The sequence below is a fragment of the Pseudomonas sp. NFACC25 genome, from assembly GCF_900100935.1.
GTDB lineage: Bacteria > Pseudomonadota > Gammaproteobacteria > Pseudomonadales > Pseudomonadaceae > Aquipseudomonas > Aquipseudomonas marginalis.
Genome location: NZ_FMUC01000008.1, coordinates 74,971 through 97,698, shown reverse-complemented (window position 1 = coordinate 97,698; position 22,728 = coordinate 74,971). Strand labels below are relative to the sequence as shown.

At 60.8% G+C, this 22,728-nt stretch carries 24 protein-coding genes and 1 pseudogene; 13 read left to right on the top strand and 12 right to left on the bottom strand.

The features are described 5' to 3' along the window. Nucleotides 1–14 precede the first annotated feature (14 nt). From BLQ09_RS18900 to BLQ09_RS18885, 4 genes are all read right to left on the bottom strand, one after another. Nucleotides 15–299: a YceK/YidQ family lipoprotein gene (locus BLQ09_RS18900; protein WP_027605223.1), complete on the bottom strand. Its 285-nt coding sequence runs from the start codon at nucleotides 297–299 to the stop codon at nucleotides 15–17. Continuing rightward, nucleotides 292–921 carry a flavin prenyltransferase UbiX gene (ubiX, locus tag BLQ09_RS18895; protein ID WP_027605222.1) on the bottom strand — a complete coding sequence of 210 codons (630 nt, stop codon included), beginning with the start codon at nucleotides 919–921 and terminating at the stop codon, nucleotides 292–294. Before ubiX ends, BLQ09_RS18900 begins: the two co-directional genes overlap by 8 nt. Then, nucleotides 918–2,267 carry a UDP-N-acetylmuramate:L-alanyl-gamma-D-glutamyl-meso-diaminopimelate ligase gene (gene mpl / locus BLQ09_RS18890; protein ID WP_053138137.1) on the bottom strand — a complete coding sequence of 450 codons (1,350 nt, stop codon included), beginning with the start codon at nucleotides 2,265–2,267 and terminating at the stop codon, nucleotides 918–920. The genes ubiX and mpl overlap by 4 nt, the downstream gene beginning before the upstream one ends. Before the next feature lie 73 nt (nucleotides 2,268–2,340). After that, nucleotides 2,341–4,236: a sigma-54-dependent Fis family transcriptional regulator gene (locus tag BLQ09_RS18885; protein ID WP_027605220.1), complete on the bottom strand. Its 1,896-nt coding sequence runs from the start codon at nucleotides 4,234–4,236 to the stop codon at nucleotides 2,341–2,343. Nucleotides 4,237–4,508: 272 nt separating this feature from the next. On the opposite strand from BLQ09_RS18885, the gene BLQ09_RS18880 reads away from it, so the two are divergent. From BLQ09_RS18880 to BLQ09_RS18840, 9 genes are all read left to right on the top strand, one after another. Then, on the top strand, nucleotides 4,509–6,029 hold the full coding sequence (locus tag BLQ09_RS18880) for an acetaldehyde dehydrogenase ExaC (RefSeq protein WP_027605219.1): 1,521 nt from the start codon (nucleotides 4,509–4,511) through the stop codon (nucleotides 6,027–6,029). A gap of 146 nt (nucleotides 6,030–6,175) precedes the next feature. Continuing rightward, nucleotides 6,176–7,609 carry an ethanolamine permease gene (gene eat / locus BLQ09_RS18875; RefSeq protein WP_024077594.1) on the top strand — a complete coding sequence of 478 codons (1,434 nt, stop codon included), beginning with the start codon at nucleotides 6,176–6,178 and terminating at the stop codon, nucleotides 7,607–7,609. A 56-nt stretch (nucleotides 7,610–7,665) separates the two neighbouring features. After that, nucleotides 7,666–9,060: an ethanolamine ammonia-lyase subunit EutB gene (locus tag BLQ09_RS18870; protein WP_027605218.1), complete on the top strand. Its 1,395-nt coding sequence runs from the start codon at nucleotides 7,666–7,668 to the stop codon at nucleotides 9,058–9,060. After that, nucleotides 9,057–9,890, top strand: coding sequence for an ethanolamine ammonia-lyase subunit EutC (eutC, locus tag BLQ09_RS18865; protein ID WP_027605217.1), 834 nt, complete (start codon nucleotides 9,057–9,059; stop codon nucleotides 9,888–9,890). The genes BLQ09_RS18870 and eutC overlap by 4 nt, the downstream gene beginning before the upstream one ends. 92 nt (nucleotides 9,891–9,982) lie before the next feature. Then, complete coding sequence (locus BLQ09_RS18860) at nucleotides 9,983–10,441, top strand: GNAT family N-acetyltransferase (protein ID WP_027605216.1); 459 nt, start codon at nucleotides 9,983–9,985, stop codon at nucleotides 10,439–10,441. A gap of 301 nt (nucleotides 10,442–10,742) precedes the next feature. Beyond that, nucleotides 10,743–11,399, top strand: coding sequence for a DedA family protein (locus BLQ09_RS18855; protein WP_027605215.1), 657 nt, complete (start codon nucleotides 10,743–10,745; stop codon nucleotides 11,397–11,399). Nucleotides 11,400–11,405: 6 nt separating this feature from the next. Continuing rightward, nucleotides 11,406–12,221, top strand: a complete 816-nt coding sequence (locus BLQ09_RS18850; protein ID WP_027605214.1) for a M90 family metallopeptidase — start codon at nucleotides 11,406–11,408, stop codon at nucleotides 12,219–12,221. Between the two features lie 108 nt (nucleotides 12,222–12,329). Further along, on the top strand, nucleotides 12,330–12,857 hold the full coding sequence (gene ppa / locus BLQ09_RS18845) for an inorganic diphosphatase (protein ID WP_003176323.1): 528 nt from the start codon (nucleotides 12,330–12,332) through the stop codon (nucleotides 12,855–12,857). Nucleotides 12,858–13,071: 214 nt separating this feature from the next. Next, a complete protein-coding gene (locus BLQ09_RS18840; RefSeq protein ID WP_027605213.1) occupies nucleotides 13,072–13,845 on the top strand; it encodes a LexA family transcriptional regulator in 774 nt (257 codons plus the stop codon). Between the two features lie 445 nt (nucleotides 13,846–14,290). On the opposite strand, the gene BLQ09_RS18830 is transcribed toward BLQ09_RS18840, so the two are convergent. Genes BLQ09_RS18830 through BLQ09_RS18795 form a run of 8 tightly spaced genes read right to left on the bottom strand, consistent with a single transcriptional unit; the run spans nucleotide 14,291 to nucleotide 20,274 of the window. Beyond that, a complete protein-coding gene (locus tag BLQ09_RS18830) occupies nucleotides 14,291–15,448 on the bottom strand; it encodes a glutathionylspermidine synthase family protein (protein ID WP_065924894.1) in 1,158 nt (385 codons plus the stop codon). Nucleotides 15,449–15,460: 12 nt separating this feature from the next. Next, a complete protein-coding gene (locus BLQ09_RS18825) occupies nucleotides 15,461–16,171 on the bottom strand; it encodes a DUF1190 domain-containing protein (protein WP_027605211.1) in 711 nt (236 codons plus the stop codon). A gap of 18 nt (nucleotides 16,172–16,189) precedes the next feature. Next, a complete protein-coding gene (locus BLQ09_RS18820) occupies nucleotides 16,190–16,618 on the bottom strand; it encodes a DUF350 domain-containing protein (protein ID WP_027605210.1) in 429 nt (142 codons plus the stop codon). A 15-nt stretch (nucleotides 16,619–16,633) separates the two neighbouring features. After that, nucleotides 16,634–17,305 carry a DUF2491 family protein gene (locus BLQ09_RS18815; protein ID WP_092358212.1) on the bottom strand — a complete coding sequence of 224 codons (672 nt, stop codon included), beginning with the start codon at nucleotides 17,303–17,305 and terminating at the stop codon, nucleotides 16,634–16,636. Then, the gene (locus BLQ09_RS18810) at nucleotides 17,292–18,326 is read right to left on the bottom strand and encodes an ion channel (protein ID WP_027605208.1); all 1,035 of its coding nucleotides are present in this window, start codon (nucleotides 18,324–18,326) and stop codon (nucleotides 17,292–17,294) included. Before BLQ09_RS18810 ends, BLQ09_RS18815 begins: the two co-directional genes overlap by 14 nt. A 33-nt stretch (nucleotides 18,327–18,359) precedes the next feature. Next, nucleotides 18,360–18,920 carry a rhomboid family intramembrane serine protease gene (locus tag BLQ09_RS18805; protein ID WP_092358210.1) on the bottom strand — a complete coding sequence of 187 codons (561 nt, stop codon included), beginning with the start codon at nucleotides 18,918–18,920 and terminating at the stop codon, nucleotides 18,360–18,362. A gap of 56 nt (nucleotides 18,921–18,976) precedes the next feature. Further along, nucleotides 18,977–19,675: a PspA/IM30 family protein gene (locus BLQ09_RS18800; protein ID WP_027605206.1), complete on the bottom strand. Its 699-nt coding sequence runs from the start codon at nucleotides 19,673–19,675 to the stop codon at nucleotides 18,977–18,979. A gap of 17 nt (nucleotides 19,676–19,692) precedes the next feature. Continuing rightward, nucleotides 19,693–20,274 (bottom strand): YjfI family protein, encoded by a 582-nt coding sequence (locus BLQ09_RS18795; RefSeq protein ID WP_027605205.1) that lies wholly within the window; start codon nucleotides 20,272–20,274, stop codon nucleotides 19,693–19,695. Nucleotides 20,275–20,643: 369 nt separating this feature from the next. Between BLQ09_RS18795 and ycaC the strand changes: the two genes are divergently transcribed. The 4 genes and pseudogenes from ycaC to ispA all read left to right on the top strand — a co-directional run bounded on the left by ycaC (nucleotide 20,644) and on the right by ispA (nucleotide 22,714). Further along, nucleotides 20,644–21,276 carry an isochorismate family cysteine hydrolase YcaC gene (gene ycaC / locus BLQ09_RS18790; protein WP_027605204.1) on the top strand — a complete coding sequence of 211 codons (633 nt, stop codon included), beginning with the start codon at nucleotides 20,644–20,646 and terminating at the stop codon, nucleotides 21,274–21,276. Between the two features lie 93 nt (nucleotides 21,277–21,369). Continuing rightward, nucleotides 21,370–21,501: pseudogene (locus BLQ09_RS31665) on the top strand (DUF4172 domain-containing protein); the annotation flags it as partial. Between the two features lie 86 nt (nucleotides 21,502–21,587). Continuing rightward, nucleotides 21,588–21,830 carry an exodeoxyribonuclease VII small subunit gene (locus tag BLQ09_RS18785; RefSeq protein ID WP_003176346.1) on the top strand — a complete coding sequence of 81 codons (243 nt, stop codon included), beginning with the start codon at nucleotides 21,588–21,590 and terminating at the stop codon, nucleotides 21,828–21,830. Then, nucleotides 21,827–22,714: a (2E,6E)-farnesyl diphosphate synthase gene (gene ispA / locus BLQ09_RS18780; RefSeq protein WP_027605202.1), complete on the top strand. Its 888-nt coding sequence runs from the start codon at nucleotides 21,827–21,829 to the stop codon at nucleotides 22,712–22,714. The genes BLQ09_RS18785 and ispA overlap by 4 nt, the downstream gene beginning before the upstream one ends. Nucleotides 22,715–22,728: the final 14 nt, after the last annotated feature.

Here is a 22,728-nt window from a genome sequence, read left to right as displayed (position 1 = left end):
TGCCCAGGTCAGCGCTAGAGCCCGCCCGTGGCGTTAAATCCCACACCGAGCACCGTCAACACTGACAGCGGCAATAAAAGCGTGTCGAGCAACGCGCTGGCCGGCAGGTCGACGCCGGGATAGCTGGGCGCCTCGGCACCGAACCGGTCCTTGGCGCAGCAACCTCCGTTCATTGCATACAAATCCAATCGCGTGCCGGCATACACCACCGGCGCGCCGGGCTGCGCGGCGTCCAGGGTACGCGCGGTGGCGCAGCCGGCCAGTTGCAGCGCCAGTATCACCAACAGCGCCTTATTCATCGCTGCTCAAATGGTGTTCGCCCCAACGCGGCAGCATGTCCTGGGGGATATTCAACAGGTTGAGAATGCGCGCCACCACGAAATCCACCAGGTCATCGATGGTCTGCGGCTGGTGATAGAAGCCGGGCGACGCCGGCAGGATGGTCACCCCCAGGTTCGACAGCTTGAGCATGTGCTCCAGATGAATGCTCGAGTACGGCGCCTCACGCGGCACCAGGATCAACTGGCGGCGCTCCTTCAACGTCACGTCGGCGGCGCGTTCGATCAGGTTGTTGCAAGCGCCGGTGGCAATCGCCGACAGCGTACCGGTGGAGCACGGCACCACGACCATTGCCGCCGGCGCACCGGAGCCCGAAGCCACCGGCGACATCCAGTCTTCCTTGCCGTAGACCTTGATCTGCCCCGCCGCCGCACCGGTGTACTCGGTGAGGAAGGCTTGCATCATCTGCACCTTGGCTGGCAGCGCGACATCAGTCTCGGTGGCCATCACCAACTGCGCGGCCTTGGAGATCAGAAAGTGCACCTCGCGGTCTTCACGCACCAGGCAATCGAGCAGGCGCAAGCCATAGGGCGCGCCGGATGCGCCGGTCATCGCCAGGGTGACGCGCTCCGGGCCACTCATTTCAGGGCCTCGGCCAGTTTGCCGTGCAAGCCGCCGAAGCCGCCGTTGCTCATCACCACCACATGGGTGCCAGGCTTGGCCTGGTGCTTGACGAACGCAATGATGCCCTCGATGGAATCACAGACTTTCGACGGCACCGTGCATTGCGCCGCAATCGCCGGCAGGTCCCAGCCGAGATTGGCCGGGGCATACCACACCACCTGGTCGGCATCGTTAACGCTTTCCGGCAGGCCGTCGCGGTGTGCGCCGAGCTTCATGGAGTTTGAACGCGGCTCGACAATCGCAATGATCGGGGCATCGCCAACACGTTTGCGCAGGCCGTCGAGGGTGGTAGCAATGGCCGTTGGGTGGTGGGCAAAGTCGTCGTAGATAGTAATCCCATTCACGTCGGCGACCTTTTCCATACGGCGCTTCACGCTCTTGAATGCGCTCAACGCAGCAATGCCCATGGACGGCACCACGCCCACATGCCGCGCGGCCGCCAGGGTCACAAGGGCATTGGCGACGTTGTGCTGGCCAGTCATGTCCCACTCGACGATGCCTTGGGCCTCGCCTTCAAACAGCACTTCAAACCGGGAACCGTCTTCACTGAGCAACTTCACCTGCCATTGCCCGCCCGCACCGGTGGTTTGCACCGGGGTCCAGCAGCCCATCTCGATCACGCGTTGCAAGGCCGGCTCGGTGGTCGGGTGGATGACCAGGCCTTCGCTCGGAATGGTGCGTACCAAATGGTGGAACTGCCGCTCGATGGCCGCCAGGTCGGGGAAGATGTCGGCGTGATCGAACTCAAGGTTGTTGAGGATCGCGGTGCGTGGACGGTAGTGGACGAACTTGGAGCGCTTGTCGAAGAACGCACTGTCGTACTCGTCGGCTTCGATCACGAAGAACGGCGTATCACCCAGGCGCGCCGACACCGAGAAGTTCTGCGGCACGCCGCCGATCAGGAAGCCCGGGCTCATGCCCGCGTGTTCCAGCACCCAGGCGAGCATGCTGCTGGTGGTGGTCTTGCCGTGGGTGCCGGCGACGGCCAATACCCAGCGACCTTGCAGCACATGGTCGGCCAGCCACTGTGGGCCGGACACGTAAGGCAAGCCTTTGTTGAGGACGTATTCGACCGCCGGATTGCCCCGGGACATGGCATTGCCGATCACCACCAGGTCCGGCACCGGGTCGAATTGCGCCGGGTCGTAACCCTGGGTCAGCTCAATGCCCTGGGCCTCGAGTTGCGTGCTCATGGGTGGGTAAACATTGGCATCGGAGCCCGTTACGTGATGGCCCAGTTCTTTGGCCAGAACCGCCATCGAACCCATGAAGGTGCCGCAGATACCAAGAATATGAATGTGCATAGTCGACCTCGTAAACATCGAGGCAGGTTAGCGCAGGGGGGCGAAAATCGCACTCTTTAGCTGTAGGACCGATCTATGGCACAGCCCGTGCAATACCGTGCCGGCGCAGCTTTCTATACAGCGTGTTACGGCTGACACCCAGCTGCTCCGCCGTGTGGGTCATGTGCCAGCGCTGTTGCTCCAGGGCCGTGAGCAGGGCGAGTCGCTCGGCGTCGCCCAGGGGCGAGTCGGCAAGCCTGGCCTCGGCCACTGCTTGCGGCCGTGCCTGGCGAATCAACGCGGGCAAATCCTCAAGGCCGACCCGCCCGTCGTCGCACAGCGCCGCCAGCGTACGCAACACCGTGCGCAGTTGCCGGACGTTGCCGGGCCAGGGGTAGGTCAGCAGCGCCGAGCGCGCCGCCGGGTCGAGTTGTAGACTCTGCCCGCCCGCCTCCTGCGCCAGCAGGAAATCCAGCAACTGAGGCTTATCGCTGCGTTCACGCAACGCTGGCAAACCGACTTCCAGGCCATTGAGGCGGTAATACAGGTCTTCCCGAAAACTTCCGTCCTGCACGCGCTCCAGCAAATTTCGGTGAGTCGCGCTGATAATTCTGACATCAACCGCCTGGGGCTCACCGCCGATGGGCACCACCATGCGGTCCTCCAGCACCCTTAACAGGCGCGTCTGCAGCGCCAACGGCATATCGCCGATTTCATCGAGGAACAGCGTGCCGCCGTCGGCCTGTTGCAACTTGCCCTGCATGCCGTCCTTGCGCGCGCCGGTAAAGCTGCCGCCGCGATAGCCGAACAGTTCGCTTTCGATCAGGCTTTCCGGGATGGCGGCGCAGTTGAGGGCAACGAACGCCTTGTCGGCACGCTGGCTGGCGTGATGCACCGCCTTGGCGAAGGCCTCTTTGCCGGAGCCGGTTTCGCCGTTGATCAGCAAGGGCACATCGCGCTCGAATACCCGCAGCGCTTTGCGGAAGTCACTCTGCAGCGCCGGGTCGCCGAGGCAGATACCGGCCAGGCGCACGGGCTCAGGCTTGGCGATGGGCGCAGGCACACTGCGCGATTGACCACGCAAGGCCGCGAACAAGTGCCGGCCATCCCGCGTGCGCAATGGCCAACTGGCGGTGGCATTGGCACTGGCGCGACCGAGCAGTTGGTCCAGGGAACACTCGAACAACGCCTCCACCGGTTGCCCCAGCAACCCGCCACGCACCTGCCCCAGCAGGTTGAGTGCGCTCTGGTTGACGGCACAAATCCGCCCTTCGCCGTCAAACGCCAACAACCCTTCGCTGAACAGGCCCACCGACTCGGCCTGCAGGTGAAAGCGCAGCAGCCAATGGTTTTCGAAGTGACGCAGGAAGTAGCAACTCTCGATCATCTTCGCCGACAGGTTGACCAGCGCCATGGTGTGGAACTGGCTCTGGCGCGACACCTCCTCCCGGGCCGACGACACGTCCAGCACCGCCAAGAGGTTGCCGTGGGGGTCGAACACCGGGCTCGCCGAACAGGTCAGCCCGGTGTGGCGCCCACGAAAATGTTCATCGCGATGAATGGTCAACGACTGGCGTTCCACCAGGCAGGTGCCGATGCCGTTGGTGCCCTCGCACGCTTCGCTCCAATCGGCACCGAGCCACAGCCCGGCGCGTTCGAAAATCTTGCGCTCGGACGGCGCTGTGACACAGTTGAGGATCACCCCACGGGCATCGGTCAGCAGCACCGCATGGCCAGCGCCCGACAGCTGCTGGTGCAGGCTGTTCATCTCGCTGCCGGCGATATGCAGCACCTGTTGCAGGCGTTCGCGGCTTTCCAGCAGGCGGCCGTGCTCAAGCACCGTAGGGGCGATGGTCTGGGCAGGATCGAGGTGGTAGTCCTCCAGGCAGCGCAGCCAGGAGCGGGCGATGGACGGGTCGCTCGACGGGTCGCGCCCACGGGCCACAGTGAGGACTTGCTGGGCATGGCGACTGAAATGATCGTTGTGCATGTTCTTATTATTCTCCCTGCGTGAGAACCACCAGCATCCCCCAGGCACCCAGCCAATGCAATCCCGGACCGACCCGTCGGTCACGGCCTGTACCGTTTATGGCACAAACTGTCACAGCGCCTGTGCCAGCCGTGTCACAGCAACGCCTTGCAACAAACCCCAAGCCCTTGATTTTCCTGGCCTGCAAAGCAGTGGCCCAACCTTTGCTCTACGCTTTATCAAGCGCTTGCGCGCTGCACTCCAATAAACATAAAAGCCAGGAGATACCCACCATGCGTTACGCACACCCCGGTACTGAAGGCGCGATCGTTTCGTTCAAGGCCAAGTACGGCAACTACATTGGTGGCGAATTCGTTGCCCCGGTCGATGGCAACTATTTCACCAACACCTCGCCGGTCAACGGCAAGCCTATCGCCGAATTCCCGCGCTCCACTGCCAAAGACATCGACAAGGCGCTGGACGCCGCCCACGCTGCCGCTGACGCCTGGGGCAAGACCTCGGCCCAGGACCGCTCGCTGGTACTGCTGAAAATCGCCGACCGCATCGAACAGAACCTCGAACTGCTGGCCATCACCGAAACCTGGGACAACGGCAAGGCCGTGCGTGAAACCCTCAACGCCGACATCCCGCTGGCCGCCGACCACTTCCGCTACTTCGCCGGTTGCATCCGCGCCCAGGAAGGCACCAGCGCCGAGATCAACGAACACACCGCGTCCTATCACTTCCACGAGCCGCTGGGCGTGGTCGGCCAGATCATCCCGTGGAACTTCCCGCTGCTGATGGCCGCGTGGAAACTCGCCCCGGCCCTGGCCGCCGGCAACTGTGTGGTGCTCAAGCCTGCCGAGCAAACACCGCTGGGCATCAACGTGCTGCTGGAAGTCATCGGCGACCTGCTGCCACCGGGCGTGCTGAACGTGGTGCACGGCTTCGGCAAGGAAGCCGGCGAAGCCCTGGCCACCAGCAAGCGTATCGCCAAGATCGCCTTCACCGGCTCCACCCCGGTGGGCTCGCACATCATGCATGCGGCGGCCGAGAACATCATTCCGTCCACCGTCGAGCTGGGCGGCAAGTCGCCGAACATCTTCTTCGCCGACATCATGAAAGCCGAACCGTCGTTCATCGAGAAAGCCGCCGAAGGCCTGGTGCTGGCGTTCTTCAACCAGGGCGAAGTGTGCACCTGCCCATCCCGCGCGCTGGTGGAAGAGTCGATCTACGACGATTTCATGAAAGTAGTGATGAAGAAAGTCGAGCAGATCAAGCGCGGCGACCCGCTGGACACCGACACCATGGTCGGCGCCCAGGCGTCCGAGCAGCAGTTCGACAAGATCCTGTCCTACCTGGAAATCGCCAAGGGCGAAGGCGCGCAATTGCTCACCGGCGGCAAGGTCGAGCAACTCACCGGCGATATGGCCGGCGGCTATTACATCCAGCCGACCCTGCTCAAGGGCACCAATGAAATGCGCGTGTTCCAGGAAGAAATCTTCGGCCCGGTGGTGAGCATCACCACCTTCAAGGACGAAGCCGAAGCCCTGGCGATTGCCAACGACACCGAGTTCGGCCTGGGCGCCGGTGTGTGGACCCGCGACATCAACCGCGCCTACCGCATGGGCCGCGCGATCAAGGCGGGCCGCGTGTGGACCAACTGCTACCACCTGTACCCGGCGCATGCCGCGTTTGGCGGTTACAAGAAGTCCGGCGTGGGCCGTGAGACGCACAAGATGATGTTGGATCATTACCAGCAGACCAAGAACCTGCTGGTGAGTTACGACATTAATCCGCTGGGTTTCTTCTAACTAACCCCTCCTCCCACAGTTGAAATGCACTCAAATGTGGGAGGGGCTTGCCCTCTCCCACACTTAGCTCTCCACAAGTACTTGCCAATTGCATTCGGCACACAGAGGCCGAGTTAAAAAACAATAACAATGAAAGGTACTTTCCCATGCCTAGCGAACCGACTGGATCTTCTGTCGACTTCGAAAAAGTCGACTCCCAATACTTCCAACAACGCGAACTGAAAAAAGGCGCCGCCGGCTGGGTCCTGCTGGTTGGCCTTGGCGTTGCCTACGTGATCTCCGGCGACTACGCCGGCTGGAACTTCGGCCTGGCCCAGGGTGGCTGGGGCGGGATGTTCCTCGCCACATTGCTGATGGCCACCATGTACCTGTGCATGTGCTTTTCCCTGGCCGAACTGTCTTCCATGATCCCCACCGCCGGCGGTGGCTACGGTTTTGCCCGCAGTGCCTTCGGGCCCTGGGGCGGGTTCCTGACGGGCACCGCCATCCTGATCGAATACGCCATCGCCCCCGCCGCCATCGCGGTATTTATCGGCGCCTATTGCGAGTCGCTGTTCGGCATCGGCGGCTGGATGATCTACCTGGCGTTCTACATCATCTTTATCGGCATCCATATCTTTGGCGTCGGCGAAGCCTTGAAGCTGATGTTCGTGATCACCGCCATTGCCGCGATTGCGCTGGGCGTGTTCCTGGTGTCGATGGTGCCGCACTTCAATGTCGCCAACCTGCTGGATATTCCGGTGACCGAGGCCAAGGGCGCCAGCACCTTCCTGCCATTTGGCTATGTCGGCGTGTGGGCGGCGATCCCTTATGCGATCTGGTTTTTCCTCGCCGTAGAGGGCGTGCCCCTGGCCGCCGAAGAAACCAAGAACCCCAAGCGCGACCTGCCCCGGGGCCTGATCGGCGCCATTGTGGTGCTGACCAGCTTTGCCCTGTTGATCCTGGTGATCGCACCGGGCGGCGCGGGCACCTACGCGCTGGTCAAATCCGGTAACCCGCTGGTGGAAGCGCTGGCGCTGTCCTATGGCGGTTCGACCTGGATGGGCAGTTTCGTCAACCTGGTCGGCCTGGCCGGCTTGATCGCGAGCTTTTTCTCGATTATCTACGCCTATTCGCGGCAGATCTTCGCCTTGTCCCGTGCCGGCTACCTGCCGCGCAAACTGTCCCAGACCAACAAGAGCAAGGCACCGGTACTGGCGCTGGTGATCCCCGGCATTATCGGTTTCGGCCTGTCGCTGACCGGCCAAGGGGATTTGTTGATTCTTGTGGCCGTGTTTGGCGCGACCATTTCCTACGTGCTGATGATGGCCGCGCACATCACCCTGCGCATCCGTCGCCCCAAAATGGACCGGCCTTATCGCACGCCAGGTGGCATCTTCACCTCCGGTGTCGCCCTGGTACTGGCCTGCGTGGCCGTGGTGGCGGGCTTTCTGGTGGATCCACGGGTGGTGATTGGCGCCGCGATCATCTATGGAGTATTAATTGCTTACTTTGCTTTCTACAGCCGGCATCACTTGGTAGCAGGCACGCCCGAAGAAGAATTCGCCGCGATCCAGGCCGCAGAGGCCGCCTTGCACTAACTGCCGTAAACCTCGACGCGGGTTCTCTCCTGCCCGCGTCGTCAAGGAGACACTGTATGGCAAGCTTTTCCCACGCGGTGGGTGCACAGACCTACCGCTTCGACAGCCTCAAGGACGTGATGGCCAAGGCCAGCCCCGCCCGCTCCGGGGACTTTCTCGCCGGCGTCGCCGCGCAGAACGACGGTGAGCGGGTGGCGGCGCAAATGGCCTTGGCCAATATTCCGCTCAAGCACTTCCTCGAAGAAGCGCTGATCCCCTATGAAAGCGATGAAGTCACGCGGCTGATCATCGACACCCACGACAAGCAGGCTTTCGCCGTGGTCAGCCACCTGACCGTCGGCGGCCTGCGCGACTGGCTGCTGAGTGACGCCGCCGATGAACAATCCCTACGCGCATTGGCGCCGGGGCTGACACCTGAAATGGCAGCGGCGGTGTCGAAGATCATGCGCGTGCAGGACCTGGTCCTGGTGGCGCAGAAGATCCGGGTGGTCACCCGGTTTCGCGGCACCCTGGGCCTGCGCGGACGCCTGTCGACCCGCCTGCAACCCAACCACCCGACCGACGAGCCGGCGGGTATCGCTGCGAGCATTCTCGACGGCCTGCTCTACGGCAACGGCGACGCCATGATCGGCATCAACCCGGCCACCGACAGCATCGCCTCGATCTGCGCCATGCTGGAGATGCTCGACGCAATCATCCAGCGCTACGAAATCCCCACCCAGGCCTGTGTACTGACCCACGTCACCACGTCCATCGAAGCCATCAACCGCGGCGTGCCGCTGGACCTGGTGTTCCAGTCGATTGCCGGCACCGAGGCGGCCAACGCCAGTTTCGGCATCAGCCTGAGCGTGCTGCAGGAAGGTTACGAGGCGGGCTTGAGCCTGAACCGGGGCACCTTGGGCCAGAACCTGATGTATTTCGAAACCGGCCAGGGCAGCGCCTTGTCGGCCAACGCGCATTTTGGCGTCGACCAGCAAACCTGCGAAACCCGCGCCTATGCGGTGGCCCGGCATTTCAAGCCGTTTCTGGTCAACACCGTGGTCGGTTTTATCGGCCCCGAGTACCTGTACAACGGCAAGCAGATCATCCGCGCCGGCCTTGAAGACCACTTCTGCGGCAAGCTGCTGGGCGTGCCCATGGGCTGCGACATCTGCTACACCAACCACGCCGAAGCCGACCAGGACGACATGGACACCCTGCTGACCCTGCTGGGTGTCGCAGGGATCAACTTCATCATGGGCATCCCCGGCTCCGACGACATCATGCTCAACTACCAGACCACCTCGTTCCACGACGCCTTGTACGCTCGCCAGACATTGGGTTTAAAGCCGGCGCCGGAGTTTGAACAGTGGCTGGCCAAAATGGGCATCTTTACGCAAGCCGACGGCAAGGTGCGCTTCGGCAACAGCCTGCCACCGGCGTTTCGCCACGCCCTGGCGCAACTGGGATGAAGGAGCCGCCTGTGCAACTCGACCTGCCTGAAAACCCGTGGCTGGAACTGCGCCGCCTGACCCCGGCGCGAATTGCCCTGGGCCGCACCGGCACCAGCATTCCCACCAACGCCCAACTTGATTTCCAATTTGCCCACGCCCAGGCACGGGACGCGGTGCACCTGCCCTTCGACCACGGCGGCCTGAGCAGTCAGTTGGCCGAGCGTGGGCGCGATAGCCTGTTGCTGCACAGCGCGGCAACCGACCGGCACAGCTATCTGCAACGTCCGGATCTGGGGCGGCGTTTGAGTGACGAATCGGCCCAAAGCCTGCGGGATTACGCGGCTGCGCATCCGGGCGGCATGGACCTGGCGGTCGTGGTGGCGGACGGTCTGTCGGCGCTGGCAGTGCATAAACATACGTTGCCGTTTCTGACGCGCATGGAAGAACAGACCCACGCCGAAGGGTGGTCCTTGTCGCCGGTGATCCTGGTGGAACAGGGCCGCGTGGCGGTCGCGGATGAAATCGGGCAACTGCTCGGCGCCAAGATGGTGGTGATCCTCATCGGTGAACGGCCGGGGCTCAGTTCGCCGGACAGTTTGGGGCTGTACTTCACCTACAACCCCAAGGTCGGCCTCACCGATGCCTATCGCAACTGCATCTCCAATGTACGTTTGGAAGGCCTGAGCTATGGCATGGCGGCCCATCGCCTGCTGTACTTGATGCGAGAGGCGTGTCGCCGGCAGCTGTCGGGGGTCAACCTGAAGGACGAGGCGCAGGTTCAGACCCTTGAATCCGACAACCCGGACCTGATGAAGGGCAATTTCCTGCTCAGCCCACCCACCGACTGATCCCGGCACGATTGCGCTTTTTCGCGCCTTTAGGCAGCATCAAGTCACGGCCGCTCGTGTGGTCATACCCCATTTGGAAGTTGAGGCCTGGCATGCGGATTACTCAAGCGACCCTGGAACACCTGGACCTGTTGACCCCGTTGTTTGTCAAGTACCGCGAGTTCTACGGGGCCCTGCCCTTTCCGGATTCGTCACGGGCCTTCCTGGAAAAGCGCCTGCGCCGCAAGGAGTCGGTGATCTACCTGGCCCTCGCCGATGACGACGACAAACGCGTGCTCGGGTTTTGCCAGCTTTACCCGAGCTTTTCCTCGCTGTCGCTTAAACGCGTGTGGATCCTCAACGACATCTATGTGGCCGAAGACGCGCGCCGGCAACTGGTGGCGGATAACCTGATGCGCACGGCGAAGAAGATGGCCAAGGAAACCCACGCGGTGCGGCTGCGGGTATCGACCAGCAGTGATAACCAGGTGGCGCAGAAGACGTACGAGTCCATCGGGTTTCGTGAAGACACCGAGTTCAAGAACTATACCTTGCCGATCAGCGAAGACTGACGCCCTGACACCATGGACACCTTGTGGGAGGGGGCTTGCCCCCGATAGCGGTTTGTCAGTCAGACTATTTATAACTGACACACCGCTTTCGCGAGCAAGCCCGCTCCCACATTGAATTTCTGGCGATCTTCAGACCTCACGCCACGACATCCCCCGCTACAAAACCAACAGGCTTTTCACCTCTCAATCCGTATAATGCGGACCTTTCAGGGTTGTAAGAAACACTACATAAACGTGTAGCCTTATTACCCGAGCTTCCGCACAGGCCTGCCGAGTCGGGCCGTTCACACAGGTGCCATCCATGGATTTCAACCCGCTCGACCTTATCCTGCATCTCGACGTGTACCTCGACATGCTGGTAACCAACTACGGTCCGTGGATATACGCCATTCTGTTCCTGGTCATCTTTTGCGAAACCGGCCTGGTGGTCATGCCGTTCCTGCCGGGTGATTCGCTGCTGTTTATCGCCGGTGCGGTCGCTGCAGGCGGCGGCATGGACCCGGTATTGCTGGGCGGGCTGCTGATGCTGGCGGCAATCCTCGGCGACAGTACCAATTACGTGATCGGGCGAACGGCGGGAGAACGCCTGTTCAGCAACCCGAACTCGAAAATCTTCCGCCGCGACTACCTGCAAAAAACCCACGACTTCTACGACAGGCACGGCGGCAAGACCGTGACCCTGGCGCGCTTCCTGCCGATCCTGCGCACCTTTGCGCCGTTCGTTGCCGGCATCGCGAAAATGCCCTATGCACGCTTCTTCGGTTTCAGCGTGCTGGGCACCATCCTCTGGGTCGGCGGCCTGGTGACCCTGGGCTACTTCTTCGGCAACGTGCCATTTATCAAGAAAAACCTCTCGCTGCTGGTGGTGTTCATCATCCTGCTGTCGCTGGTGCCGATGATCATTGGCGTGTTCCGCAGCCGCTTTGGTCGCACGTCTTCAGAAGCCAAGTCGCAGTAACCCGCCATGTGGTCCCTCAGTGCCTGGCGGCGCCGGCGCCTGCTGGCCAAGCACCCGATTGCCGATGACACCTGGCAGCGGGTGCGCGACCACCTGACCTTCCTCGACGGCATCAGTGCCGAGCAGGACCAGTGGCTGCGCGAAGCCTGCGTGGTGTTCCTCGCCGAAAAACACCTCACCGCACTGCCCGGCGTCGAGCTGCACCAGGAACAACGCCTGCTGCTCGCCGCCCAGGCGCAATTGCCGTTGATGAACCTGGGCGACCTCGACTGGTACCAGGGTTTCCATGAAATCGTGCTGTACCCCGACGACTTCCTCAGCCCCCAGCGCCATCGCGACAGCAGCGGCATCGAACACGAGTGGGACGGCGAACACAGCGGCGAAGCCTGGCAGCAAGGCCCGGTGATCCTTGCCTGGCCCGGCGTACTGGCCAGCGGTCAGTGGGAAGGCTACAACCTGGTGATCCACGAACTGGCCCACAAGCTCGACATGCTCAACGGCGACGCCAACGGCCTGCCGCCGCTGCACCACGACATGCGCGTGCGGGAGTGGGCCAGCGTGATGCAGGGTGCTTATGACGACCTCAATCGCCAGCTGGACGCCAACCCCGATGCAGAGACGGAGATAGACCCCTACGCGGCGGAAAACCCGGCGGAGTTCTTTGCGGTCACCAGCGAATATTTTTTCAGCGCCCCGGATTTACTCGTCAACAGTTATCCACAGGTGTACGCCCAACTCAGCCGCTTTTACCGCCAGGATCCCTTGGCCCGCCTGACCCGACTGCAAGCGCACGACCCGCGTTATCAGCCACAAGGCGAATGACCGTACGACGTCTGGCGCATGGCATCGCCGTCAGAATATGCCTATAATCGCCGCCACTTTTAGGCCAATCCGGCCATGTCATATGGCCAACTACGGGGGCAACGCCCAATGAGCTACAGCAAGATTCCGGCTGGCAAAGACCTGCCGAACGACATCTACGTCGCCATCGAGATTCCGGCCAACCACGCGCCGATCAAATACGAAATCGACAAAGACAGCGACTGCCTGTTCGTTGACCGTTTCATGGCCACCCCGATGTTCTACCCGGCCAACTACGGTTTTATCCCGAACACCCTGGCCGACGACGGCGACCCCCTCGACGTGCTGGTCGTAACCCCTTACCCGGTTACCCCAGGCTCGGTCATCCGCGCTCGCCCGGTCGGCATCCTGAACATGACCGACGACGGTGGTGGCGATGCCAAAGTGATCGCCGTGCCACACGACAAGCTGTCCCAGCTGTACGTGGACGTGAAGGAATACACCGACCTGCCGCCACTGCTGCTGGAACAGATCAAGCACTTCTTCGAGAACTACAAAGACCTCGAAAAAGGCAAATGGGTGAAGATCGACGGTTGGGGCAACGCAGACGCCGCCCGCGCCGAAATCATGAAGTCGGTCGCTGCCTACAAAGGCTGATACCTGCTACTCATTGCCTCGGCAATTGAAAAAGCCCCGATTATTCGGGGCTTTTTTTGTGGGAAAAATTAAACGACCAGTTCAATGCTTTATAAACTTAGTTTAACCACAGTTCAAATCCGAACTAACAAGCTACAACTAAGCAAAAACCTACAGGCCTAACTCAACGCATGGTTTATTTGATGTGTTTTCTCGGCCAGTAAACTCTGCGTTTATGAATACATCAGGTGATCGCTTAAAAGCGCTATTACGGGAAGTTCATCTTTCCGCCTCCGACTTCGCCAAGAACCGTGGTGTCACGCCTCAACACGTGAACAACTGGTTCAAACGCGGTGTACCCATGGGCCGACTCAACGAGATCGCAGAACTGCTGTGCATCTCCAGCCGTTGGCTACGCACCGGCGAAGGCCCCAAACACCCACCGGCCAACTTCCTGCTGGAAGGCCCCGGCACCAGGAAAGGACTCCCCGCCCGCGAAGAAACTGGCAAATACCTCACAGGCCCCGCCTGCCGCCCGGAAAAAATCGACGTGGAGATCCCCCTCCACCCCACCTTCACCTCAACCGAACGCATCCGCGTTTCCCTGCACACCCTCGAAACCCTCAACGTCAACCCCGACCGCGCGCTGGGCGCCTACATGGTCGACAACAGCATGATCGACATCATCCAACAAGGCGCCACCCTCGCCATCGACAAAGGCCGCACCCAAATCATCGACGGCGAAATCTACGCGGTCGAACACGACGGAATGCTCCGCATCAAATACCTCTACAACCGCCCTGGAGGTGGCTTGCGCATGCGCAGCCACAATGCCGGTGAACATCCGGACGAATACCTGACCCACGAACAACGGTTTGAGCAGAACTTCCAGATCGTGGGGTGGGTGTTCTGGTGGTCTACCCTCAATAACCGCCGCCCACCCGTGCCGCTGGATGAGCATCTTTTGGGCTGGGAAGGCTCTAAATCGGATCCGGAGGTGGGCAACTGAGGTGAATGTGGGTATCATGCGCCGCACATTTGGCAGGGGGTGGCTTTGCGCTATCCACCCTGCTCGGCGATGCGGAGGATTTCCCGCAGATGCCCCTACTATTCAGCCCGACGCAATGTGGGCTGAGCGATTTGAAGGCTGCTGAGGTTTGTCAAAAACAAGCTGAGGCGGTCACAGAGAAGCCGGCCACAAGCCGGCTTTTTAATGCTCACAAAAACCACAAACCAAATTTATCCAACAGCTGTTGGATCATTGAATAGCCAAAGCGGGCAAGACTATCGCCTCGCCTGTCTCTCAGCGGCACTATCTATGCTGCATGCCCCTGGAGCACGATCCGCCACCAACTGCGTCATGTCTACAATAAAGGCAATACGGCCACCCAAGGCGCACCATCGATTCAATGCGCACTGAGAGATCAGCCCTGCTGGCCCTTTAAGCGCCAGCCTCAATCCAATATCAAATGCGGCAAAAACCGGCTCGAATCCTTGGTAATCAAACTATTATCCTCCCGCACCCCAATTCCCGCCGCTTGGTCCCCAATCACCCAAGACCCAATCAACGTGTAGCTGTCCCCAAACCGCGGCAACGGCGCAAACTCCTGGAGAATAAACGGCGCATCCGTGTAGGGTCCGTCCTCTTTCACGATCAGCCCATCAGCCGTTTGCAACTCGATGTTCGCCCCTTCCCGCGAGAAGAATGGCTTGCGCACCCAGCCCTTTGGTACGGCTTTACCCGGTTCGGTATCCAGGTGGGCCGCGAGCAGATTCGGGTGGCCTTTGTTGAATTCCCACAGCAGCGGCAGGATGCCTTTATTGGAAATGATGGATTTCCAGGCAGGCTCGAAAAACTGGGTGTCGCTCTCGGCAATCGCGGCGCCGAAGGGTTCGTGGAAGATGAATTCCCAGGCGTGCAGTTTGAACAGGTGGGGAATCCAGCGGTCCTGGAGATCGACGAAGCGGCCTTCGCTGGTCAGGCCGATGTCTTCGATGTCGATGTGGCGTGATTCGATGCCGACTTTTTCCGCGACGAGGCGCAGGTAGTCGGTGGTGCCTTTGTCTTCGACCGAGTCTTTCATCGAGGCGAAGTAGAACGGCTGGTTGATCTGCAGTTGGGCGAAGGCCTGGTGCAGTTTGGTGTCGATGCTGTTGAACTGGTCGGCATGCTTGGGCAGCAGGCCGCGTTCGATGCATTGCTCCAGCCAGCCCCACTGGAACGCCGCGGCCTCGTAGAGGCTGGTCGGTGTGTCGTAGTTGAGTTCCAGCAGCTTGGCGGGGCCGGTGCCGTTGTAGGAGAAGTCCATGCGCCCGTACAGGTGCGGGTGGCCTTCGAGCCATGAGGTTTTGATCATGTCGAAGAAGGGCGCGGGGATGCTCAGGCGTTCGAGCAGTTCTTCGCTCTGGACCACGCGGGCGACGAGGTCCATGCACATGTCATGGATCTCGGTGGTCGGGTCTTCGAGGTCGTGCTCGATTTGCTTGAGCGTGAACTGGTAATAAGCGCGCTCGTCCCAGTAGGGTTCGTTGTCGATGGTATGGAACAGAAAGCCGAGGTTTTCAGCCGTCTGTTTCCAGTCATGACGCTCTGCGCAATGGATTTTCTTCATGGCCCGGTTTCCTTAACTGCTCGACCCGCCGCCGCCCCAGCCGCTGCGTGCGCTGGCCTTGCTGCCGAAGCCGCCACGGGAGGTGGCCGACGCTACGGAGCTCGACTGGCTGGAGGTGCGCAGCGTGTTGGTGTAATTGCTGCTGCCGTACCGGGCTTGATTCGAGCGGCCAAACGTCGCGCCACTGGAGACGCGCTGGTTGAGCGTGGAGTTGCCGTAGTTACCGCGATCATCGCGATAGCGATACACCGGCTCGGAGCGGTAGCTGTTGCGATTACTGCTCAGCATGTTGCCGATCAGCAGACCGGTCAGCAGGCTGCTGGTGGAGAAGCCGGAGCCGCCGCTTGCCTGAGCGTTGCCCGCCTGGGCGTTGGCCGCGTCGACCTGGGATTGTGTCACCTGGCCTTCGGCGGTCAGTTCGAAACCGCCCAGCTTGGGAATGAACTGGCCATTGGAGTCCAGTTGGCACCAGCCGGCGACAAAGTCGGCATCGCAATCGGCCTGGCTGGCGTATACCGGGGCGATGCGGCGATGCTCGGCCATGGCCGTCATGTAGGCATCCGAACAGACGTCCACCGGAAGCTTTTCATCGGCACATTGCTGCACCGACTGGAAGTTGTACTTCTTCTGCAAATCGTAGGTTTTTTCCGTCGGCCCGCAACCGGATATCGCCATGGCGACCGACGCTGCCAGCGAAAGCTGGACGTACTTGCTTCGTTTCATCGGGAGCTCCGTGCGCAATCAGTTCTGGGTAGGTGTCATGCAGGCGGCATTCAACATGCCGACGCTGATGGCCACCGCCGCCACGTAGATGCCCGCTGCAAGCTCGCCTCTCTTGATGCGCTCGGAAGTGCCCTTGAGCACGAGACTGGTGAGCAGAAACGCCAGGAGTTGGACGACGGCTGCGATCACCGCCCAGACGACGAAGTCGAGGATGCTGATCGAGTAGGCAATCACGTTGCTGGCCGGAATGGCGAAACCGACGATGGCGCCGCCCAGGGCGACCGCTGCGGAAACGTTGCCCGCCCGGATCAGCTCGAACTCCTTGTGCGGGGTGACGCGGGTGTAGATGAACTGGAACAGCGCAAACAGTACGGCAGCCCCCAGGATGTAGGTGACAAACCCGAGCACGGCGGCTTTGTTCAGGGAGATGGAGAGAGCTTCTAGCATGGACTTCTTCCTTTTTTAGAGCGCATTCAAGTCGGTTGTGTACAGCGAAATGCCCAGGGAGGTGCTCAGGCTGACGGTGCCTTCAGCGTCTTCTTCGACAGAGAACAGCAGAAACTCGCGGCGATCGGTCAGGCCGGTGTCACGGGCATATAGCATCGAGCGGTGTTCGACGCTGTAGGAGTCCTCGGGGTTTATCACGTGCTCGCTCATGGCCACCAATTCTGTCTGGCCAGCCTCGCTGCCCCACACGCGCGTGTATTCGACGCCGTTGTGGGTGTAGGTCGGCAACCCGATCGGACTCTGCGGCCCCGCCAGCCGGCGCAATTCAGCTTCGCTGCTGATAGTGACGTAGCTCAGGTAGTTGAACAGGATCACAGACTCGACCTGCCCGGCGATGTCGCCCGTGGTGTGCACCTGCAGCCAGTAATCCTCGTCGTTCATGTAGTAGCGCGACAGCCAGGTCGACTGCCCGAGGTCAACGGTGCCGTTACTCCAGATTTCCTGGGAGCCGGGGATAACCACCGTGGTCTTCCCGTCGAGCAACAACTTCAGGGTCGTGTCGAATATCACGCCTTTGCCCGGTGCCAGGCCAAGCGGCCCGGTGGTCGGCAGCGGTTCGGCAGCGCCTTTCGAGTGTGTATTCGCTTGCGGGGCCTCAAGCCCCATCAACTGTTTAAACCATCCCATTGGAGATTTCCTTGAGGCGGGTGGAGGCAATGTAGAAGAGCTCGCCGCCTTCAACGCGCGTGGCACTGGGCGGGTTGATCGACGGTTGCGGGGCACCTTTGGCGCGATAGCCGATGAGGGTGGCGTTGTGGCGCTCTTTCATCTGGGTGTACAGATCGCCGAACGTGGCTTCAAACGCCTCGGGCAATCTCATCAGGTATTGGGTGGCGCCCTGCCCCACGCACAGCAGCTCATTAATGACCACCGACGAGCCCGGGTCCTGAGAGGCGCGCACCAGCATTTCGATGGCCATGCTTGAGGTGCATTCCAGGCTGGGGGCGTAGGAACTGGCCAGGGCGGCGATCTCACTTGCATTGAAGTGGGCGACCACGTGCCCGACCGGATTCAATTGATTCACCGCCAGCACGGTGGCCAGCGTCAGATCGTCAGACGGGGTTCGCACCAGCACACGCTCGGCACCGGGCACACCGGCACGCAGCAACAGCGCTGTGGAGGACAAGCTCTCACCACGGATAAAGGCCGCCTTGCCCGGCATCGGGTTTTCTTCAAGGGTGCAATCGCAGATGACGATCAGGTTGTCGTTCGAGGTTTCGTCTTGCAGCAACAACTCGATGACCCGTTCACTGGACGCGCCCTCCCAGCCAATGAGCACGGTATGGCCGATTTTGCCGGTGAAATCGCCTTTGCCCTTCATGCCTTTTCTCCATGCATCGATGACAGTGCTGGTGGTTTTGCCGATCGCCGCCGTCAGCAGCGCAATGCCCCCGAGCATGACCCAGGTCGCCACGAACAAGCGTCCCAAAGAGGTCTGCGGCGATAGATCGCCATAGCCGACGGTCAGCGTGGTGGTGAGATAGAAGTAAACGAACGTGGCGGGCGCGGTGAGGTGTTGTTCGCCCAGAACCACCAGGCCCAGATAAGCCGTGCTCAGGTGTACCGCCAAGGCAACGACCAGGCCCGCCCAGCCAAAGCGGTGAAAGAGGGACGCGGCGTACCTGCGCAACAAAAGAAAAATCGGCATTGCGTCCCTGACTCCCTGGGTGCTCAAGTGCGTTCAGCCGGCATTAAACCTGCTGCGTGGTTGAGAGAGAAGTACCTTGGCGGCAATAAATCCGGCGAAGGCACCAAACAGATGCCCTTCGAAGGAAACGCCTTGGCGAGGCAGGAAGCCAAGGACCAGTCCGCCATACAGTACCGCCACCACACCGGCCGTGATCAGGTTGCTCCAGCTCCTGTGGAACCAGGCGCGAGACAACAGGTAGGCCCATAACCCGAATACCCAGCCGCTGGCCCCCACGTGCACACCCGCAAAACCGAACAGCCAGACCAGCGAACCGCCCAGCAGGATAATGATCGCGCTGACGGTCACAAACCGATTGAGTCCTTCGATCATCACCAGGCTGCCCAGGATCACAAAGGCAATCAGGTTGGCGCTCAGGTGGGCAAACGACCCGTGCAAAAACGGTGAGGTGAGGATGCCGGGCAGGCCCTGCAGCGTTCTCGGGATCAGGCCGAACGCCATGAGGCTGTAACCGGTAGCGGCATTGAGCAGTTGCAGCGCGACCATGAACAGCGCCAGGCCTGCGATTGTCTTGAAACCCTTCAGGGCATCCATCCTGACCTCGAGGTAAAAAAGAAGGGCAGACACTGCCCTTCCTGCGGCGACGTTGCTTACTCGGCCGATTTTTGCTTCAGACGCTCCAGAATCGCATTGGCGCTGCCTTCGTTCGGCGTGATGCCGGCGTCGCGCAGCTTGCGCTCCAGGTCGGTCCCGGTCGATGCATCTGCCAGTTCATCCTGGGCTTGCAGTTCAGCGGCGCGTTGCTGCTGCTTGGCCTGCAAGCGATTCAGCGTACCGACGGCGGTTTCCAGCTTGCCGTTGGCACCGCCGCTGGCGATGGAAGCGCTGACCTGGGCCTTCTGTACGCTGTCGCGCGCCTTGGCCATGTCCACTTGCTGGCGCAGGCTTTTGATCCGGCTTTCGGCCTTGGTGATGTCCTTGCGCATGCCTTCCGCATAGCCACCGAACTCGGTGGCTTGCTTATGCTCGACATCCCGCTCGTTGGTCAGGGTCGAGATGGCTTCGGCGACTTCCAGGGCGAGGTCTTCACGATTGGCCTGCAGGGCAGCCACGGCCTTGGACTCCAGGTCCTTGATCTTGGCGTCGTACTCGTTGACGCGATCAGTCGCCAGTTTGTGCTTGGCCATGATGCTCACCAGCTCACGCTTGGCGTTGGCCAGCGCGGTGTCGGCATCGCGGATTTCCTGATCGAGGATGCGCAGGGCCTGTTGGTCGACGATCGATTCGCCGACTTCGTTGGCACCGCCACGCAGCGCGGTGAACAATTTGCTCCAGATGGACTGAGTCATTGGATACTCCCGAATACTTAATTGAAGAAACGTTCGAAGGCTTCGCTGGCGCGCTGCACGTTGTCGACCAGGGTTTTCACCTCGGTGACGATATTGGTCAGGCTGGAATCGGAGCTCAATGCACCGAACATGTTGTAGACCACTTGCCCGTTAGGCATGGACTCGATGCCGATTGAGGACAGCGGGAACATTTCCCGGCTGCGCAACACCGCGTCATTGAATTTTGCGACATCGTTGATGGACTCGACATCGACCAGCACGGTGTCGACGATGATCTGCTCGCCCACCACCGCGATGTAAATCGGCAGGCCACCGAAGTCGTTCATTTCCAGCTTGATGCTGGACTCGGAGCCTTGAACCAGAGAAAGCGTAATGTCCTTGGACACCACGTCATCCAGGGCCTGAAGAGCGGTGAAGAGGCGATCGATATTCCAGTTGGTACCTGCGCTCATGAAATTCTCCGACATGAATGAGCCAGCCAGAATCGGCTGGCGAAGCTGTTTCTCCATCTGCTTGAGCAGGCTTCGGTTTTCGGGAAGCACCCAAGTCTCGTGTTTCACATAGCCGGCGGCCGCCAGGCCTGCACGCATCTGCTTCATGTAAAAGCTCGATGGCTTTTTGGCGGACGGCTTCAAGCGCTCTCCCTTGAGGCTTGCTGAATCGGTATCGGGCCCTCTAGGCGGACTCGATGGAGAGCTGCTTTCCATGGTACTGACCTCGCTGTGAAAAACTCACGCGTGAGAAAATCTACAGGCATTTTTTGCCACACTCAATAGCTCACGCGTGAGATTTTTTGACTTACTTTTTCGATCATCAAAAGGACAAATCCTGCTGACAACCCATGAATTGTCTCCTTTTAGTTGACGGTATTACCCATTCCAGCCGATTTATCCCCCAGCATCCACCCATTAATCTGTGCCCATGTTGAACGCAACGCCCAACCAACCTGAACAAAAAAGGATTCAACCATGAGCACTCCAACCTACAACCGCTTGAACAAAGACGACGCCGTAGTCCTGCTGGTCGACCACCAGACCGGCCTGATTTCCCTGGTGCAGGACTTCTCGCCCAACGAGTTCAAGAACAACGTGCTGGCCCTGGCCGACCTGGCCAAGTTCTTCAACCTGCCGACCATCCTCACCACCAGCTTCGAACAAGGCCCCAACGGCCCGCTGGTACCGGAGTTGAAAGAGATGTTCCCGGACGCGCCGTACATCGCCCGCCCCGGCCAGATCAATGCCTGGGACAACGAAGACTTCGTCAAGGCAATCAAGGCCACCGGCCGCAAGCAGATCATCATCGCCGGCGTGGTCACGGATGTATGCGTAGCGTTCCCGACCTTGTCGGCGCTGGCGGAAGGGTTTGAGGTGTTTGTGGTGACCGATGCCTCCGGCACGTTCAACACCACGGTGCAGCAGGCGGCGTGGAGCCGGATGACGCAGGCCGGTGCACAGTTGATGAATTGGTTTTCGGTAGCCTGTGAGCTGCACCGCGACTGGCGCAACGATATCGAAGGCCTGGGGAATTTGTTGTCCCAGCGCATTCCTAACTATCGCAACTTGATGAATGGGTATGCGGCGCTGACGGCTCATCAGAAGTAAGTCAGCCGAGATTCGCGATAAGCCTGCCCTGAAAAGCAGGCTTTCGTTATTCAACCGAGCGTCCAACTCGAGTGGTTCCTTAAAACCCTGTTACGCAGCGTGGAGCAGGTATCCAAGGCGACAGCGACGCGACACCTGGCGGACCTGCTGGAAAAAAACTGCCTGGTCCGTCTCCCCGGAGGCGGCCGCAGCACGCGTTATCAGGTCAATACAGGGGGCGAGTGACACTCCACTCATTTGCCCGCTCATTTGCCCAGAATCCCCATGTCTGCTAGTGTCGCGCCGGTTTACCGTCTACCGGAATAGCCGCCATGGCCCGCAAAAAAGTTGCACTCGATTTCGAACAATCCCTCGCCGACCTGCAAACATTGGTCGAGCGTCTGGAGAACGGCGAGTTGTCGCTGGAGGACTCGCTGACGGCGTTTGAGCAAGGCATCGGCCTGACCCGTGACTGCCAGAGCGCGTTGGCGCAGGCGGAGCAGAAGGTCCAGGTATTGCTGGAGCGTGACGGAGAGTTGGCCGAAGAACCTTTCGACGCGGAACAGCCGGAATGATCGACGCGTATCAGGCCAGTAGCCAAGCCCGGGTGAATGCGGCGCTGGAGCCCTTGTTTGTTGCGCCAAGCCCGGAAATGAAGCGTCTGTATGAAGCCATGCGCTACAGCGTGATGAATGGCGGCAAGCGCGTGCGCCCGTTGCTGGCGTATGCGGCCTGTGAAGCGCTGGGCGCGCCGGCCGAGCAGGCCAACGGTGCCGCCTGTGCGGTCGAGCTGATTCACGCCTATTCCCTGGTACACGACGATTTGCCGGCCATGGACGACGACGATCTGCGTCGCGGCCAGCCCACCACCCATAAAGCCTTTGATGAAGCCTATGCGATCCTCGCCGGCGATGGCTTGCAGAGCCTGGCGTTCAGCGCGTTGCTGGACCCACGCCTGAGCAGCGTCAACGCCGAGATCCGCCTGCGCATGGTCACCGCACTGGCCCTGGCTGCCGGCCCTGCGGGCATGGTGGGCGGGCAGGCGATCGACATGGGTTCGGTCAGCGTCAAGCTGGATCAAAAAGCCCTTGAGCACATGCACCGCCACAAGACCGGCGCACTGATCGAAGCCGCCGTGCACTTGGGCGCCCTGGCCAGCGGGCGTGCCGAAACCGCGCAATTGGCGGCCCTGCAGACCTATTCCCGGGCCATTGGCCTGGCGTTCCAGGTGCAGGACGACATTCTCGACGTGGAAAGCGATACCGCCACCCTGGGCAAACGCCAGGGCGCCGATATCGCACGGGACAAACCGACTTATCCTGCGCTGCTCGGGCTGCAAGCCGCCAAGGGCTACGCCGTGGAACTACGCGATCAAGCGTTGGACGCCCTGCGACCTTTCGACGCGGCGGCCGAGCCGCTGCGTGACCTGGCGCGGTATATCGTCGAACGCCGCCACTGATTACGGCGGCCATT